Raw genomic sequence first — 17,861 nt, 5'->3', positions numbered from 1 at the left:
TACCTGCACCGAACGAAATAAAGAAAAGGTCAGTATCATGAGACGGGTTGTTGTCACGGGCCTCGGCATCGTTTCCTCGATCGGAAACAACGCGGACGAAGTCACCGCGTCGCTGCGCGATGCAAAGTCGGGCATCACGTTTTCTCCCGATTTCGCGGAGAACGGCTTCAAGTGCCAGGTCTGGGGCGCCCCGTCGCTCGATCCGACCGAGCTCGTCGACCGTCGCGCCATGCGCTTCCTGTCGCAGGGCGGCGCCTGGAACCACGTGGCGATGAAACAGGCAATCGCCGACTCCGGCCTCGAAGAAACCGTCGTTGCCCGCAACGAGCGCACCGGCATCATCATGGGCTCGGGCGGTCCGTCCACCCGCACGATCGTCGAAGCCGCCGACGTCACCCGCAAGAATGTGAGCCCGAAGCGCATCGGCCCATTCGCGGTTCCAAAGGCGATGTCGTCCACGGCGTCCGCGACGCTCGCCACCTGGTTCCAGATCCACGGCGTCAACTACTCGATCTCCTCGGCCTGCTCGACCTCGGCGCACTGCATCGGCAATGCTGCCGAGATGATCCAGTGGGGCAAGCAGGACGTGATGTTTGCTGGCGGCCATGAGGATCTCGACTGGACGATGTCCAACCTCTTCGACGCCATGGGCGCCATGTCCTCGAAATACAACGAGACGCCGGCGACCGCGTCCCGTGCCTATGACGTCAACCGCGACGGTTTCGTCATTGCCGGCGGCGCCGGCGTTCTCGTTCTCGAAGAACTGGAACACGCCAAGGCCCGCGGTGCGAAGATCTACGCCGAAATCGTCGGCTACGGCGCGACCTCCGACGGCTACGACATGGTGGCTCCCTCGGGCGAAGGCGCAATCCGCTGCATGCGCCAGGCGCTTTCGACGGTGAAGGGCGATGTCGACTACATCAACACCCACGGCACCTCGACGCCTGTTGGCGACAGCAAGGAAATCGGCGCGATCCGCGAAGTGTTCGGCAGCAAGATGCCGCACATCCAGTCGACGAAGTCTCTGACCGGCCACTCGCTCGGCGCTGCCGGCGTGCAGGAATCGATCTACGGCCTCCTGATGATGCAGGCCGGCTTCATCGGCGAAAGTGCGCATATCACCGAACTCGACCCCGAATTCGAGGGCGTTCCGATCGTTCGCAAACGCATCGACAATGCCAAGATCGATACGGTTCTGTCGAACTCCTTCGGCTTCGGCGGCACCAATGCGACGCTCGTCTTCCAGCGCTACAACGGATAACACCATGACGGGACTGATGACCGGAAAGCGTGGCCTCATCATGGGTGTGGCCAACAGCCATTCCATTGCCTGGGGCATTTCCAAGGCGCTTGCGGCGCAAGGGGCGGAACTCGCCTTCACCTACCAGGGCGAAGCGCTCGGCAAGCGCGTCAAGCCGCTTGCCGGCGAGCTCGGCTCGGACTTCCTGCTGCCTTGCGATGTCGAGGACATTGCGTCCGTCGATGCCGTGATCGATGCGATCAAGGAACGCTGGGGCAGTCTCGACTTCATCGTGCATGCCATCGGCTTCTCCGACAAGAACGAGCTGAAGGGCCTCTATGCCGACACCTCGCGCGACAATTTCAGCCGCACGATGGTGATCTCCTGCTTCTCCTTCACCGAAATCGCCAAGCGTGCTGCCGAGCTGATGAATGACGGCGGCTCGATGCTGACGCTGACCTATGGCGGCTCGATGCGCGTCATGCCGAACTACAACGTCATGGGCGTTGCCAAGGCGGCGCTCGAGGCTTCCGTGCGTTACCTCGCGGCGGACTACGGCGTGCGCGGCATTCGCGTCAACGCGATCTCCGCCGGCCCGATCCGCACCCTTGCCGGCGCCGGTATTTCCGACGCCCGGGCGATGCTCTCCTGGCAGCAGAAGAATTCGCCGCTGCGTCGTACTGTCACCATCGACGACGTCGGCAATTCCGCGCTCTACCTGCTCTCGGACCTGTCGCGCGGCGTCACCGGCGAGATCCACTACGTCGATTCCGGCTACAACATCACCTCGATGCCGGCGCTCGAAACGTTGCGGACGGCCGACGCCGAGTAACGCTTTCAACTTACCGGAACACAGAACAAAGCCCGCGGATCGGCCTCGATCCGCGGGCTTTGTCATTCATGAGCCGCTCAGGGAAATAGAAACAGTGCGAGCACGGCGACCACGATCGCCAGCACGATGAACCCCGTATGCGTGCGCCGCCCCGGCTCCAGCGGCAGGTGATAGAGGCTCTTCAGGAACGACATGGGTACCTCGGAGGTCGCTCCATGTCCCTCGGCATGCTTGATGTCCTTGGCAACAGCCTCGGCCGCATCCTCGGTCAAGGGCGGCCTGTTCACTCCCCACGTCATGGCACTCATCCTCCGACGAGAAATACCGACGGCGTCATGGTGAGCCCGAACAGGGGCGAAGGCAACAGGCAAACTGTCGCTGCCCGTTGGCCGGAGCGCTACTGCATGTCTCCTTAAATCGACCTCGATTTAAGGACGAAGACATGCAGAAAATCAAAGTGCTACAGCGACCTTTGCGCGTCTGATAAGACGCGCGGCGCTGTAGGCCCGGAACGCAAAAAGCCGGGCGATTGCCCGGCTCCTTGCTTAATCCTTGATGGTCTTCAGCGCTTCGCCCAGAGCACCTTGAAGCGGGCGTTGCGGCAGGTTTCGCCGTATTCCTTGGAGTTCTCGGCCAGTACCTGCTCGTAGGGCAGGCCGCGGTTGGCGACCAGCATCAGCTTTCCGCCCTGCTTCAGCGCCTTCAGCGCCGTCTTGATGATGGCAATGCCAAGCGCCGGCTCGGCGGCGTGGGCCTCATGGAAGGGCGGATTCATGACGATGAGATCGTACTTGTCGCGCGGCTCTTCACTCGTCAGGTCGAACCAGTGGAAGCGCGCCGGCGTCGACGGCGCGTTTGCCATCATGTTGACGCGCGCGGCTTCGAGCGACTCATGGTCGGCTTCGAAGAGATCGACGCCCTTGAGGCCCGGCGAGGCTTCAGCGAGCTTGACGGCGAGATAGCCCCAGCCGGCGCCGAAATCGGCGGCATGGCCGTGAAAATCGTTCGGCAGACGCGACGCGAGCAGTTCCGAACCCGCGTCGATGCGGTCGTGCGAGAACATGCCCGGCGAAGCCTCGAACAGGCCATCGACGCGTACCGGCACCTTGGCGAGCTTGTGCACCGCGTCGGTGACGTCTTCGGGACGGGTGAACCAGAAGGCGACGCCGTGATATTTCGGCAGATGATCGCCGTCCCATTCGAACTTGGCGATCCGCTTCTTCAGCGACTGGATGCCGTCTTCCTTGCCGCCGGCAACGACGATCAGGCCGCCCTCGCGGGTGCGCTTCAGCGCCTCGGCGATCCGGTCCTCATTCTCGCCCTTGTGCTTGCCACAGAGCACCAGCGTGACGTCGTAGTCCTCGCCGGTGATCTCAGGCGTCACATCGGCGCGCATGGCCTCCAGGGCGCGATAGAGCGGCCGCAGCGGCTGAACGGCGGCGATCGAGGCTTCGAAGCCCTTGGGCAGCCTGTAGCCCGCCTCGGCGCCGAGAAAGAGAACACGCTCGCCTTCGCCCGGGGGGTCGATCACACCGCTATCGAACGGGTAAAACAGGGTCTTCAACGCATCTCGGCTCATCGGTCTATCCGTCATCTTCCTACAAGAAAGGGGCGCGGAGCGTTCTGCCCCGCGCCCCGAATGCATTCGGGTGAAGCTCGCTTATTCGGCGGCTTCGCCGTCGCCCTTCTTCTCAGACTTCTCGGCAGCAACTTCCTTGCCGGTGGCCTGGTCGACGACCTTCATGGAAAGGCGAACCTTGCCGCGCTCGTCGAAGCCCATGAGCTTGACCCAGACCTTGTCGCCTTCCTTGACGACGTCGGTCGTCTTGGCAACGCGCTCGGAAGCGAGCTGAGAGATGTGGACGAGGCCGTCGCGGGCGCCGAAGAAGTTGACGAAGGCGCCGAAGTCGGCGGTCTTCACAACGGTACCTTCATAGATCTGGCCAACTTCCGGCTCGGCGACGATCGAGTGGATCCACTTGCGGGCCGCTTCGATTTCCTTGCCCGACGAGGAGGCGATCTTCACGGTGCCGTCGTCTTCGATGTTGATCTTCGCGCCGGTCTTCTCGACGATTTCGCGGATGACCTTGCCGCCGGAGCCGATGACTTCGCGGATCTTGTCGACCGGGATGTTCATGACTTCGATGCGCGGAGCGAACTCGCCGAGCTGGCCACGGCTTTCGGAAATGGCCTTGGCCATTTCGCCGAGGATGTGGAGACGGCCGCCCTTGGCCTGGTTGAGCGCAATGCCCATGATCTCTTCGGTGATGCCCTCGATCTTGATGTCCATCTGGAGCGAGGTGATACCAGCGTCGGTACCGGCAACCTTGAAGTCCATGTCGCCGAGGTGGTCTTCGTCGCCGAGGATGTCGGAGAGAACGGCGAAGCGCTCATCTTCCTTGATCAGGCCCATGGCGATACCGGCAACCGGCTTTGCCAGCGGAACGCCGGCGTCCATGAGAGCGAGCGAGGTGCCGCAAACCGTCGCCATCGACGACGAGCCGTTGGATTCGGTGATCTCGGATACGACACGCAGTGTGTAGGGGAACTGCTCGGCTTCCGGCAGCATCGGGCGAATAGCGCGCCAGGCGAGCTTGCCGTGACCGATTTCGCGACGGCCCGGGGAGCCCATGCGACCGGTTTCGCCGACCGAGAAGGGCGGGAAGTTGTAGTGCAGCATGAAGCGTTCTTTGTACATGCCGGTCAGGCTGTCGACGTACTGTTCGTCTTCGCCGGTGCCGAGCGTGGCAACGACGATCGCCTGCGTCTCACCGCGGGTGAAGAGCGCCGAACCGTGGGTACGCGGCAGAAGGCCGACTTCCGAGACGATCGGACGAACGGTTTCCAGATCGCGGCCGTCGATACGGCTCTTGGTGTCGAGGATGTTCCAGCGAACGATCTTGGCCTGCAGGTGCTTGAAGACGGCGCCGATGACTTCAGCGGTGTACTTGGGCTCCGCACCTTCCGGGAAGAAGTGTGCCTTTACGTTCGCCTTGACGGCATCGACGGCAGCGTAGCGGGCAGCCTTTTCGGTGATCTTGTAGGCGTCGCGCAGTTCGGCTTCGGCCATGCCGAGCATTTCGGCTTCGAGCGCGGAATGATCTTCCGGTTCGAATTCGCGCGGCTCCTTGGCAGCGACTTCAGCGAGCTTGATGATCGCGTCGATGACCGGCTGGAAGCCCTTCTGACCGAAGACGACGGCGCCGAGCATGACGTCTTCAGCCAGTTCCTTGGCTTCCGATTCGACCATCAGCACCGCTTCCTGGGTGCCGGCGACAACGAGGTCGAGCGTCGATTCGTCCATCTCGTCGAGATGCGGGTTCAGCACGTACTGGCCGTTGATGTAGCCGACGCGCGCGCCGCCGATCGGGCCCATGAACGGGACGCCCGACAGCGTCAGCGCTGCGGAAGCGGCAACCATCGACAGAACGTCGGGGTTGTTTTCGAGGTCATGCTGCATGACCGTGACGATGACCTGGGTATCGTTCTTGTAGCCATCGGGGAAAAGCGGACGGATCGGACGGTCGATCAGGCGCGAAACGAGCGTTTCGTTTTCGCTCGGACGGCCTTCGCGCTTGAAGTAGCCACCCGGGATCTTGCCGGCAGCGTAGGTCTTTTCCTGGTAGTTGACGGTCAGCGGGAAGAAGTCCTGGCCCGGCTTCGGCGACTTGGCCGAAACGACGGTGGCGAGAACGACGGTTTCGCCGTAGGTGGCGATGACGGCGCCGTCAGCCTGACGAGCGACCTTGCCGGTTTCGAGCTTGAGCGGACGCCCAGCCCATTCGATTTCAACCTTGTGGGTATCGAACATGTTCTGTCCTTCGTGTGCGGCGGACCTTTCCGCGGCTGTTGCAGCGCGGGCGGTCGAAGGGCCGCATAAAATGGCGCATCACGGGCAAGACAACGGGAGGCTTCACGCTTGAAATCGGCTTGTTTCCGCTTCCCGCGCCGCTTATCTGCGGCGTTCCGGCAAGCAGGGCCGAAGCATCCTGCAATCCTGCCCCATGACGGGCCATCGGTTGATCCGCGATACCGGCCCATCCGGTTCGCTGGATTCTCTCCTGGTGCCACGCTTCCTAAGCGGCCGGAGAGATCATTGCTTGAGCGTTGAACGCTCCATAAAAAAGCCGGCGGGCCGCAAAGACCCGCCGGATAAGTCGCTTAGCGACGGATGCCCAGGGCACCGATCAGCTTGGTGTAGCGCGCTTCGTCTTTCTTCTTCAGATAGTCGAGGAGCGAACGACGGCTGGAAACCATTGCGAGCAGACCACGGCGGGAATGGTTATCCTTCTTGTGGCCCTTGAAGTGTTCGGTCAGGTTGTTGATCCGTTCCGTCAGGATAGCAACCTGGACTTCCGGAGAACCGGTGTCGCCTTCAACGGTTGCAAATTCCTTGATGAGCTGAGCCTTACGCTCTGCAGCAATCGACATCGGATGATCCTTTCGATTTCGAGGATTTAGGGACGCCGTCAGCCGGGATGTCGTCCAGCTGCGGCCGTGAATGCAACGGGCATGCGCCTTTTGCTGGCGTGCCTATAAACGAATTGGATGAAAAAGGAAAGGGTCATGGACCTGCACCCCGATGGGCTTCCGGAGGGCCTCGGATGCTTGTCGGTCGCGGCCGATTTCCGACGGTCGCGATCGACTCCGGCCTACGCTCGCGCCGTTTTTAAGGGGCCCGTCCGCATTCACGAATCTTCGTCCTTCGTATCGCGCGGAATGGTGATCCGCCACTCGATGCCATCGGCATGCATCACCCGCTCCAGCGCGGCGTTCAGCGCCATGCCGAGCATGCGCTCCAGCACCAGTGTGCCGAAGCCCTTGCGGATCGGATCGGAAGGCTTGCCGGCGAGATCCGCGCCCTCCTCCCGCCAGCGAATGGCAATGCCTTCATCCTCCAGCGACCAGCTCAGCTTGACGACCCCGGTGGTGTTGGCGAGCGCTCCGTATTTGGTGGCGTTGGTCGCGAGCTCGTGCAGGGCCATGCCGAGGGTCTGGGCGATCTGCGTGTCGAGCCTCAGAGCCGGGCCGGAGAAGATCACGCGCTTCGGATCGTCAGGCGTAAACGGCTGCAACTGGTTCTGGGCGAGCTCGCGGAAATCGACCCCTTGCGCGGCGTTGGTGATCATCAGGTCGGTGGAGCGCGCGAGTCCGGCAATGCGCTTGCGGAAGCTGTCGGCGAAGTCCGACGCGCTCTCGGCCGAATAGACCGATTGGTTCAGCATCGACTGGATGACGGTAAGCTGGTTCTTCGAGCGATGCGCCACCTCGCGCATGAGGAAGCGGATCTCGTTTTCAGCCTTGCCGCGCGCCGCCGCTGCCCGTGCGAGCGCTGCCGAGACCTGCTCGACCTCCGAGATCATGTGCGGCCGCGATTCGATCCGTTCGCCGGCGCCGAGACGGCGCGCATCCTGCGCCACGAGCTTGACGCCCTGCGACAACAGCCGCGCAATCGCCAGCGAGCCGGCAATCGCGATGCCCGCGAAGATGATGCCGCCGAGCGACAGCCACAGGAACGACCAGACGGCCGGTGCATCGACGGTCGCGCTAGGCGCCCAGGCGATGATCCGCCATCCCGTGACGACGGAAAACTCGGTCGCGACGCGATATTTAATGCCGTTTTCCTTGATGTTGCGGACACCGATGCTGATCGCCGGCACCTTGTCGAGGAAGAATGGTTCCCCGGCCTTGACGGCCGCATCCGACGAGATGATGACCTTGCCTGCGCCATCGACGAGTGCCGCGTTCCAACCGGGAGAAAGCGTGTCGCGGTTGACGGCCTTGGCCATGTTCTCGGCGTTTTGCGTCAGCGTCAGCAGATACTCCTCACCGGTCGCCAATTTCGCCGGCAGATAGACGTTGAAAACCCACTTTCCCGCGGTCTGGCCAAAGAAGACGTTGGAGACGAGCGGCGCACCATTGTTGGTGAAGGCCCGCTCGACCGAGCCCGTATCCGAGGCTTTGCTGAGTTGCGCACCGAAAGGCACCCTGGTGTTGAGCCGCTGGTTGTGCTTGCGGTCGATGACGATCAGGTAGGAGTCCGTTTCGGCGAGCGCCGTGGCGGCCCTGCGGTAGAAGGCCTCCATATTGCCGTCTTCGATCTCTTGCGATGTCGACAGCACCTTGAGCGTCGTCAGCATGCCCTCGATGTCACGTTCGACGATGCGCGTCACCGACCCGGTCGAAGCCTGCAGCAGCGCCGTGATCACCTGTTCCTGCTGGTCGACGCTGCGCTTCAGCACGACGAGCGAAAAAATGAAGGCCGGAACGATGGCCACCAGGAGCAGCGACGTCAGATAAAAACTGAACGGCCGGGTCAGGCGATGACGAACGAGATCGACGATCGTCGCCAGACCGTTCGCAGCCTTCCGCTTTTCTTCGTCCAGCACGCCCGTCACCTCAGTCGCCCTTCTTCGTTCCGCGCCGGCACACAGCCGCTTTCGGCGCGCGCCGCGGGAGACGGTGCGATCGCCAATCGGCTCCGGAGCACGGGACGGAAACGGAATCACCTCGGATGGATTGGAAGCCCATGCCGGGGATCATGCGTCAAGGATGGGGCAAAGGCAAACGCTTCCGGGCGCTTAGCCGGTGGCGAAAACACGCTTCGGGCGGAACTCACCCTCGGCGATCTCACCGATGGCGACCAGCTTGCCGCGTGCCGTCGCATAGGCTTCAGGCGTCGCAAGCGGCGCATCGCGGCCGCGCAGGATGATGGGATTGCCCATTCTCAGGCGGTGCGCCTGATCATCGTTGACGGCAACATGCGGAAGGTTAGAAAGCGCTTCACCGGTCTCGATCAGATAGGCGTCGAGCGCCGCCAGGCGTTCTTCGTCGCTCTCGATTTTCTCCAGCGCCACCAGATCGGCGAGCGGCACCATGTCCTCTTCACCAAACGGTGCGACAAAGGTGCGGCGCAGCGAGGCGATGTGGCCGAAACAACCGAGATCGCGGCCCATGTCACGCGCGAGCGAACGCACATAGGTGCCCTTGCCGCACTCGATTTCGAAATGCGCGAGATTGGGAGCGGCACCCAAGAGCGTCAGGCGGTGCACCTCGACTTCACGAGCCGGAATTTCGACCGTTTCGCCATCGCGGGCGAGGTCGTAGGCACGCTCGCCGTCGATCTTGATCGCAGAGAACTGCGGCGGCACCTGGCTGATGACGCCGGTATATTTCGGCAGCAGCGCGCGGATCGCCTCTTCGTTCGGTCGTTCGGTCGAGGAATGCGTGACCTCGCCTTCGAGATCGTCGGTCGAGCGTTCCTCGCCCCAGGCAACGGTGAATTCGTAGATCTTGCGACCGTCCATCACGTAAGGAACGGTCTTCGTCGCATCACCGAGTGCAATCGGCAGCATACCGGAGGCCAACGGGTCGAGTGTGCCGGCATGGCCGGCCTTCTGGGCCTTGAACAGCCACTTGATCTTCGAGACGGCTTCGGTGGAGCCGAAGTCGAGCGGCTTGTCGAGGATCAGCCAGCCCGAGATCGGGCGGCCCTTGGGCTTACGCGGTTTGGACATGAAATCTACTATTCTTCGTCTTCGCTGGACTGGTCGAGATCGCGGCTGACTTCCGGCGAGCGCAGCAGCTCATCGATCTTCTTGTAGTTGTCGAAGCTCGTATCGTCGCGGAAACGAACGTCGGGCATGTATTTCATCTGCCGAAGCTGGGGGCCGAGACGGCCGCGGATGTACTTGGCATTGCGGTTGAGCGCGTCGATGACTTCGGCATGATTGGGCACGCCGAGCGGCGTGACATAGGCCGTGGCGATCTTCAGATCCGGCGACATGCGCACTTCCGAGATCGCGATGACGGTCTTCTCGATCACGGGATCGCGGACCTCGCCGCGCTGCAGAACCTGGGTGATGGCAGCGCGCACCTGTTCGCCGACGCGCAGCATGCGCTGTGAAGGGGCAGAGGATGTGGCTTTGGTCATGGACGGTACCTCAAAAAAATGCGAGCGCCGAAGGACAACCCGGCGCCCGCATAATCTCTAATCGGACGGTTCTTAAAGCGTCCGCGTGATGTGCTCTACGCGGAAGCACTCGATCGTATCGCCGGCGCGGATGTCTTCGTAGTTCTCGAAGGCCATACCGCACTCCTGACCGACGTTGACTTCCGAGACTTCGTCCTTGAAGCGCTTGAGGGTCTTGAGCTTGCCTTCGTGGATAACGACGTTGTCGCGAACCAGACGGACGCCGACGCCACGCTCGACCTTGCCTTCGGTGACGCGGCAACCCGCGACCTTGCCGACCTTGGTGATGTTGAACACCTCCAGGATCTCGGCGTTGCCGAGGAAGGTTTCGCGGCGCTCCGGCGAGAGCAGACCCGACATCGCCGCCTTCACGTCATCCACCAGATCGTAGATGATGTTGTAGTAGCGGATCTCGATGCCGGCGCGCTCGGCGGCCGAACGGGCCTGCGCGTTGGCGCGGACGTTGAAGCCGATGATCGCTGCGTTCGACGCCTCGGCGAGCGAGATGTCGGACTCGGTGATACCACCGGCACCCGAATGCACGATGCGGGCACGCACTTCGTCGGTTCCGAGCTTGTCGAGAGCACCGGCGATCGCTTCGATCGAACCCTGCACGTCGCCCTTGATGACCAGCGGGAACTCCTTGAGACCGGAGGTCTGGAGCTGGGTCATCATCTGCTCGAGCGAGCCGCGCGAGCCGGACTGACGGGCAACCTGCTTCTCACGGGCGAGCCGCTGGCGGTACTCGGAGATCTCGCGGGCGCGGCTTTCGTTTTCGACGACGGCGAACTTGTCGCCGGCAGCCGGTGTTCCGGACAGGCCGAGAACCTCGACCGGCATCGACGGACCGGCTTCCTTGACGTGTTCACCCTTGTCGTTGACCAGAGCGCGCACACGGCCCCACTGGTCGCCGGCGACGATGATCTGGCCAGGACGCAGCGTGCCCTTCTGGACGAGGACGGTTGCAACCGCACCGCGACCACGGTCAAGCTCGGCTTCAACCACCGTACCTTCGGCCGTCCGGTTCGGATTGGCGCGCAAGTCGAGGATTTCGGACTGCAGCAGGATCGCTTCCAGCAGCTTGTCGAGGTTGGTGCCGTTCTTCGCGGAGACTTCCACGTCGAGAACTTCACCGCCCATGGATTCGACAAAGACTTCGTGCTGCAGCAGCTCGGTGCGAACCTTCTGCGGGTTCGCCGTCGGCTTGTCGACCTTGTTGATCGCCACGATGATCGGAACACCGGCCGCCTTGGCGTGGTTGATCGATTCGATCGTCTGCGGCATCACGCTGTCGTCGGCCGCAACCACCAGGATCGCGATGTCGGTCGCCTGGGCACCGCGGGCACGCATGGCGGTGAACGCCGCGTGGCCGGGGGTGTCGATGAAGGTGATCTTGTTGCCGTTCTGCTCGACCTGATAGGCGCCGATGTGCTGGGTGATGCCACCAGCTTCGCCGGCCACCACGTTGGCGTGGCGGATCGCATCGAGCAGCGAGGTCTTGCCGTGGTCGACGTGCCCCATGATCGTGACGATCGGCGGACGCGGCAGCAGTTCCTCGTCGGAATCGGTCACGTTGAAGATGCCTTCCTCGACGTCGGATTCCGAGACGCGCTTGACCGTGTGGCCGAATTCGCCGGCGATGAGTTCAGCCATATCGGCGTCGATCAGATCGCCGGGCTTCATCATCTGGCCTTCCTTCATCAGGTACTTGATGACGTCGACGGCGCGTTCAGACATGCGCTGCGACAGTTCCTGAATGGTGATGGTCTCAGGCAGGATGACTTCGCGCGAGATCTTCTCGCGGGTTTCCTGCATCTGGCTGCGCTTAAACTTCTCCTGGCGGCGACGCATGGCCGACAGCGAACGGGCGCGCTGGCCGCCATCCTCGTCGACGGCAGCGGTCAGCGTCAGCTTGCCCTGGCGACGACCGTCGTCGGCCTTCGGGCGGGCAGGAACCTTGGCAGGCTCGGGACGCACGACCTTGCCGCGTGCCGGGCCTGCGCCCGAACGCGGACCACGATCGTCATCCTTTTCGTTGTCGACCTTACGGCCGCGCAGAGCGCCGGCCGGAGCCGGGGTCGGAAGTCCAGTTGCCGCTTCAGCAGGCCGTGCAGCCTGCGGGCGGTTGTCGACGCGACGCTCAGTGGAAGCCGGTGCGCGAGCTGCCACGGGGCGCTCTTCGACAACCTCTTCGGCCTTTGCTTCAGGCTCGACAGCCGGGCGGGCCGCTTCTTCAGCGGCGCGGCGTGCGGCCTCTTCCTTCTCCTGAAGGAGACGGGCTTCTTCCTCGCGCTTGCGGCGTGCTTCGTTCTCGGCGCGGATGACCGCTTCTTCGGCATCGCGGATCTGCGCTTCGGCGAGAGCACGGCGGCGCGCATCGATCTCACCGGCGGAAAGCTGGTTCAGAACGACACCCACACGCGGACGGTTGGCCTGATTGGCTTCCTGGCGCGTCGAGTGCTGCTGCGGCTGCGGGGCCGGGCGGCCGGAAGGCTGCGACTGAGCCGGACGCTGTTCGACCGGGCGTGCTGCGGGAGCCGCGGCGACCGGCGTGATCGGACGCTCGTCCTTGGGGCGATGGAAGGGGCGTTTCTTGGTTTCGACCACGACCGCCTTGGTGCGGCCACGGCCCATGTCCTGACGCACGGTCCCCTGCGAAACCCCGTGGGGTTTCAGGGTCAGCGTCTTCTTGCCTGCTGCGCTGCCTGTCTTGTCGTCGTTGTTGTCGGTCATTCCGTTCCGTTCCTAGCGATCAGGGCCGGATGCGTATCACCTGACCCTGTCTTCCAAATTGTCTCAAACAATGTACGCGATGCCAGACTGTGCTGGTGACGCGGGTCATTGCTGTGGCTTGCCAGCGCCGCCGTCGGCCCGGACCGGGACGGATCCTCGGTACTTTTCGAGCATGATTGCGCGCTTCACTACACCCTCACCCGCCTGCCCTGCAAGCGCTGCGGCATGGATAAAAGCATTACTTCCTAAAAGGCCCTCCATTTCCGCCCCGGTGAAGGGACGGAACGAAGGTATTTCCATTTCATCGTCGGCCACGAAGCTCATCGCCTTGCGGGCCTGGTCTATCTTCCGCACACCGTCGGCTGCAGCGTCGGCCGCATGGAACACGGCAAGCGCTGCAAGACCGCGCACGGCCTGCTCCGTCTTCGTCGCGCCGGAGATGAACTGGGCCGCCTTGCGCGCCATGTTCATCATGCCGGCCAACTGCTCGGCGAGCAGCCGGTCGACGTCGTCGGCGAGCGTCGCGTCGGCCTTGACGTCCGCCTTCAGGGCGCGGGCGAAGAACTTCTTCGCCACCGCCTTTTCAACGAGCGCCCGCTCGGCCTTCACCCAGCAGCCGCGTCCCGGAAGCTGGCGCTTCAGATCGGGAACGACGCGACCGTCGGGCCCGGCAACGAAGCGGATCAACTCATCCGGCGAACCGCTTTCGCGGGTGACGATGCACGTCCGCGTGCTGCCGCTCCGATCCTTCGGGCCCCCATCCAAGGGCAATGTGTCCGAAGGCAGGCTGTCGGCATCATCAGAGGCGGTCATCGTCCTTAAGCGTCCTGCTCGGCGCCTTCGGCAACGTCGATCGGCTCTTCGCCTTCGACCTCATCGCTTGCCAGGTCCTCTTCCGTGATCCAGCCGGCCGCGAGGCGGGCCTGAACGATCATGGCTTCGGCTTCGGCGCGCGAAACGTCGAACTTCGAGAAGGTGCCCTCGAAGCGCTTGGTCTCGCCGTCCTTGCGTTCGCTCCAGCCGACGAGGTCGTCAGCGGCGCAGCCGGCAAAGTCTTCGATCGTCTTGATGCCTTCTTCGCCGAGCGCAACGAGCATCTGGCTCGTCAGGCCGTCGATCGAGCGCAGCTCGTCGGCAACGCCGAGTTCCTTGCGCTTGGCATCCATTTCCGCTTCGAGCTTGTCGAGGAATTCGCGCGCACGGGTCTGGATTTCGGTAGCGGTCTCCTCGTCGAAGCCATCGATCGACGAGATTTCGTCGAGGTCGACATAGGCAAGCTCCTCGACGGCGGCAAAGCCTTCGGACGCCAGAACCTGGCCGACCATTTCGTCGACGTCGAGCGCGTCCATGAACAGGTTGGTGCGCTCGGTGAATTCCTTCTGGCGACGCTCGCTCTCTTCCTGTTCGGTGAGGATGTCGATGTCCCAGCCGGTCAGCTGCGAGGCGAGGCGAACGTTCTGGCCGCGACGGCCGATGGCGAGCGAAAGCTGCTCGTCCGGAACGACCACTTCGATGCGCTCCGCATCTTCGTCGAGAACGACCTTGGCCACTTCCGCCGGCTGCAGCGCGTTGACGATGAACGATGCCGGATCCTGCGACCACGGAATGATGTCGATCTTTTCGCCCTGCAGTTCGCCGACGACGGCCTGAACGCGCGAACCGCGCATACCGACGCAGGCGCCGACCGGGTCGATCGACGAGTCGTTGGAGACAACGGCGATCTTGGCGCGCGAACCCGGGTCACGGGCAACCGACTTGATCTGGATGATGCCGTCGTAGATCTCAGGCACTTCCATGGTGAAGAGCTTCACCATGAACTGCGGATGGGTACGCGACAGGAAGATCTGCGGGCCGCGCTGTTCGCGGCGAACGTCGTAGACGAAGGCGCGGACGCGGTCGCCGTAGCGCATGTTTTCGCGCGGGATCATCTCGTCGCGGCGGATGATGCCTTCGCCACGGCCGAGGTCGACGATGACGTTGCCGTATTCGACGCGCTTGACCGTGCCGTTGACGATCTCGCCGACGCGATCCTTGAATTCGTCGAACTGGCGATCACGCTCGGCTTCGCGAACCTTCTGGACGATGACCTGCTTGGCAGACTGGGCGGCGATGCGGCCGAAGTCCATCGGCGGCAGCGGGTCGGCGATGAAATCGCCGAGCTTGGCGTCCGGATTGCGATCGCGAGCAAGCTCGAGCGGGATCTGCGTGGAATAGTCGTCAGCCTTTTCGACCACTTCCAGAAGACGCTGCAGGCGGATTTCACCGGTCTTCGAGTTGATGTCGGCGCGGATGTTCGATTCCGACCCATAGCGCGAGCGGGCGGCCTTCTGGATCGCATCGGCCATTGCGGCCAGAACGATCTCGCGGTCGATCACCTTTTCACGCGCGACGGCATCCGCGATCTGCAGAAGCTCGAGCCGGTTAGCACTGACTGCCATGTCTTATCTCCGTTGGGTTGCAGGGGGCTTCACGCTCCGCCCGACTTATTCCTCAATAGGTGAATCTTCGTCTTCGAAATTCTCGTTCGCGGCGCGCTCGGCCTTCGCCTTCTTGTCGGCCGTCAGCGCATCACGGATCAGATCGTCGGTCAGGATCAGCCGCGCTTCGGCAAGCGTGGTGAACGGGATGACGACGACAGGTTCCTCGCCGTACGCGGGCTGGTCGCGCTCAAGCCGGAAACCATCGTCATCGACGGAAACGATCTTGCCGCGGAACCGCTTGCGGCCATCGACCAGAACCGACGTCTCGCATTTCAGCAGGTGCCCCTGCCAGCGGAAGAAGTCGGACTTGCGCACCATGGGACGGTCGATGCCGGCCGACGACACTTCGAGATGATACGCCTTGTCGATCGGATCTTCCACATCGAGCACCGGCGAAATGGCCTTGGAGATCTCTTCGCAGTCTTCGACGGTCATGGTGCCGTCGTTGCGCTCGGCCATGATCTGCAACGTCAGGCCGTTCTGGCCGGACATGCGCACGCGCACCAGGCGGTAACCCATCGGCACGATGACCGGCTCGATGATGTCGGCGATGCGCTGGTCGAGACCGGTTTCGGTGATCAGGCGCGGTTCATTTGCATTTTCAGCCGTTGTCGTATCGGACAAACGATCATCTCCTCATCGGACCGGCTAATAAAAAAGAGCGGGTCCTGACGGGCCCACTCTTCATCTACCGATCAAGAATTTGAGGCTCATATACGCTTCATCGCCGCAAATTGCAAGGCATTGGGCCGTGCGCTCCAAATGCGCCGATCCGCTCGCAGACGACGATCTTCGACAACAAGGTCAATTTCAGCGGGTGGCACTTCGCGTCCTCGGGCCTATAACAGGGATAGAACCGCTTCGAGACGACAATCAAGGACAAGAGAGAAGACGAGGTGCCCCACCGTAATTCGCCGCTTGCACCCTTTAAGCACGACATCTTCCGCACGATCTGGATCGCGAGCCTCGCATCCAACTTCGGCGGCCTCATCCAATCGGTCGGCGCCGCCTGGCTGATGACCTCGATCTCACCGTCGGCAAACATGGTGGCACTGGTGCAGGCCTCGACCTCGCTGCCGATCATGCTCTTCTCGCTCATCTCGGGCGCGCTTGCCGATAATTTCGATCGGCGGCGGATCATGCTGGTGGCGCAGTGTTTCATGCTCTCCGTCTCGGCGCTTCTGACCATCTGCGCCTATGTCGGACTGATCACGCCCTGGCTGCTCCTGCTCTTCACCTTCCTCATCGGCTGCGGCACGGCGCTCAACAACCCATCCTGGCAGGCCTCGGTCGGCGACATGGTCCCGCGCGACGACCTGCCGGCGGCAGTCGCGCTCAACAGCATGGGCTTCAACATCACCCGCAGCGTCGGCCCGGCGATCGGCGGCGCGATCGTCGCCGCCGCGGGGGCTGCCGCCGCCTTCTTCGCCAATACGCTCAGCTATTTCGCGATCCTCTTTGCGCTGGTGCGCTGGCGGCGGGAAGTGCCGACGAACACACTGCCGCGCGAGACGCTCGGCCGCGCCATATCCGCGGGCCTGCGCTATGTCGCGATGTCGCCCAACATCGGCAAGGTTCTGCTGCGCGGTTTTCTCTTCGGTCTTTCGGCAAGCGCGATCCTCGCACTCTTGCCGCTCGTCGCCCGCGATCTCGTTCAAGGCGGACCGCTCACCTACGGCCTGATGCTCGGCGCCTTCGGCCTCGGCGCGATCGGCGGGGCGCTGCTCAGCGCGCGATTGAGGGAGAAGCTGTCGAGCGAGGCGATCGTGCGCATCGCCTTCACCGGCTTTGCTGCGAGCGCCGCGATCACGGCCTGGAGCACCTATGCCTGGCTCAGCTGTCTCGTGCTGCTCGTCTCCGGCGCCTGCTGGGTGTTGGCGCTTTCGCTGTTCAACACGACCGTGCAGCTCTCGACGCCGCGCTGGGTCGTTGGCCGGGCGCTATCGCTCTACCAGACTATGACCTTCGGCGGCATTGCTGGCGGCAGCTGGCTCTGGGGCACGGCGGCCGAACAATATGGTGCCGCCAATGCGCTGATGGGCTCCTGTCTGCTGATGTTCGCTGGGGTCGTGGTCGGCTTCCGGCTGCCGCTACCGGAGTTCACTTCGCTCAATCTCGATCCGCTCAACCGCTTCAACGAACCGCCGCTCGAACTGGACCTGAAGCCGCGCAGCGGCCCGATCGTCATCATGATCGACTACGAGATCGCCGACGACGATATCCCCGAGTTCCTCACGACCATGGCGGAACGCCGGCGCATCCGTATTCGCGACGGTGCGGGACACTGGGCGCTGATGCGCGACCTCGAAAACCCGACGACCTGGACCGAGACCTACCACGTGCCGACCTGGGTCGAATATGTGCGCCACAACCAGCGCCGTACCCAGGCCGACGCCGCCGTCGGCGACAAGCTGACGGCGCTGCACAGCGGTGCAGCACCACCGCGCGTGCACCGGATGATCGAACGCCAGACGATCGTGCCGACGCACTACGAGCGCTACAAACGCCAGGTCGATGTCGACATGCACTAGATCATTTCATTGTTTCATCGAAACACTGAAGTGATCTAAGTCTTTGAAACTACGCAATTCCGGACGGAAAATC

Annotated in this window: 14 protein-coding genes; 3 read left to right on the top strand and 11 right to left on the bottom strand. The window is 62.9% G+C overall.

Features of this window, described 5'->3' with window-relative positions; translation table 11 throughout:
* Window positions 1-37: 37 nt before the first annotated feature.
* Together fabB and fabI are read left to right on the top strand one after the other, a co-directional pair.
* Window positions 38-1,261: a beta-ketoacyl-ACP synthase I gene (gene fabB / locus AC3WWH_RS00690; protein WP_058324524.1), complete on the top strand. Its 1,224-nt coding sequence runs from the start codon at window positions 38-40 to the stop codon at window positions 1,259-1,261.
* A 4-nt stretch (window positions 1,262-1,265) separates the two neighbouring features.
* A complete protein-coding gene (gene fabI / locus AC3WWH_RS00685; RefSeq protein ID WP_058324523.1) occupies window positions 1,266-2,072 on the top strand; it encodes an enoyl-ACP reductase FabI in 807 nt (268 codons plus the stop codon).
* Window positions 2,073-2,149: 77 nt separating this feature from the next.
* Here the strand turns inward: fabI and AC3WWH_RS00680 are convergent, their stop codons facing one another.
* The 11 genes from AC3WWH_RS00680 to rimP all read right to left on the bottom strand — a co-directional run bounded on the left by AC3WWH_RS00680 (window position 2,150) and on the right by rimP (window position 15,881).
* Window positions 2,150-2,371 (bottom strand): hypothetical protein, encoded by a 222-nt coding sequence (locus AC3WWH_RS00680; protein ID WP_058324522.1) that lies wholly within the window; start codon window positions 2,369-2,371, stop codon window positions 2,150-2,152.
* 263 nt (window positions 2,372-2,634) lie between these two features.
* Entirely contained in the window at window positions 2,635-3,651 is a 1,017-nt protein-coding gene (locus tag AC3WWH_RS00675; RefSeq protein ID WP_058324521.1) for a class I SAM-dependent methyltransferase, read from the bottom strand.
* 81 nt (window positions 3,652-3,732) lie between these two features.
* Window positions 3,733-5,883 (bottom strand): polyribonucleotide nucleotidyltransferase, encoded by a 2,151-nt coding sequence (pnp, locus tag AC3WWH_RS00670; protein WP_058324520.1) that lies wholly within the window; start codon window positions 5,881-5,883, stop codon window positions 3,733-3,735.
* A gap of 350 nt (window positions 5,884-6,233) precedes the next feature.
* Window positions 6,234-6,503, bottom strand: a complete 270-nt coding sequence (gene rpsO / locus AC3WWH_RS00665) for a 30S ribosomal protein S15 (RefSeq protein ID WP_029742369.1) — start codon at window positions 6,501-6,503, stop codon at window positions 6,234-6,236.
* Window positions 6,504-6,760: 257 nt separating this feature from the next.
* Complete coding sequence (locus AC3WWH_RS00660) at window positions 6,761-8,470, bottom strand: sensor histidine kinase (protein WP_058324519.1); 1,710 nt, start codon at window positions 8,468-8,470, stop codon at window positions 6,761-6,763.
* Between the two features lie 183 nt (window positions 8,471-8,653).
* Complete coding sequence (gene truB / locus AC3WWH_RS00655; protein WP_057247820.1) at window positions 8,654-9,589, bottom strand: tRNA pseudouridine(55) synthase TruB; 936 nt, start codon at window positions 9,587-9,589, stop codon at window positions 8,654-8,656.
* An 8-nt stretch (window positions 9,590-9,597) separates the two neighbouring features.
* Window positions 9,598-10,005, bottom strand: coding sequence for a 30S ribosome-binding factor RbfA (rbfA, locus tag AC3WWH_RS00650; protein ID WP_058324518.1), 408 nt, complete (start codon window positions 10,003-10,005; stop codon window positions 9,598-9,600).
* 72 nt (window positions 10,006-10,077) lie between these two features.
* Complete coding sequence (gene infB / locus AC3WWH_RS00645) at window positions 10,078-12,777, bottom strand: translation initiation factor IF-2 (protein ID WP_113399015.1); 2,700 nt, start codon at window positions 12,775-12,777, stop codon at window positions 10,078-10,080.
* A gap of 105 nt (window positions 12,778-12,882) precedes the next feature.
* Window positions 12,883-13,590: an RNA-binding protein gene (locus tag AC3WWH_RS00640; RefSeq protein WP_057247817.1), complete on the bottom strand. Its 708-nt coding sequence runs from the start codon at window positions 13,588-13,590 to the stop codon at window positions 12,883-12,885.
* 5 nt (window positions 13,591-13,595) lie between these two features.
* Window positions 13,596-15,215 carry a transcription termination factor NusA gene (nusA, locus tag AC3WWH_RS00635; RefSeq protein WP_057247816.1) on the bottom strand — a complete coding sequence of 540 codons (1,620 nt, stop codon included), beginning with the start codon at window positions 15,213-15,215 and terminating at the stop codon, window positions 13,596-13,598.
* A gap of 45 nt (window positions 15,216-15,260) precedes the next feature.
* On the bottom strand, window positions 15,261-15,881 hold the full coding sequence (gene rimP, locus AC3WWH_RS00630) for a ribosome maturation factor RimP (RefSeq protein WP_057247815.1): 621 nt from the start codon (window positions 15,879-15,881) through the stop codon (window positions 15,261-15,263).
* 272 nt (window positions 15,882-16,153) lie between these two features.
* On the opposite strand from rimP, the gene AC3WWH_RS00625 reads away from it, so the two are divergent.
* The gene (locus AC3WWH_RS00625; protein WP_057247814.1) at window positions 16,154-17,788 is read left to right on the top strand and encodes an MFS transporter; all 1,635 of its coding nucleotides are present in this window, start codon (window positions 16,154-16,156) and stop codon (window positions 17,786-17,788) included.
* The last annotated feature ends 73 nt before the right edge of the window (window positions 17,789-17,861 follow it).

The sequence above is a fragment of the Ensifer sp. EB106-03-01-XG145 genome (genome assembly GCF_058792075.1).
This window is presented reverse-complemented; position numbering and strand designations above follow the sequence as displayed.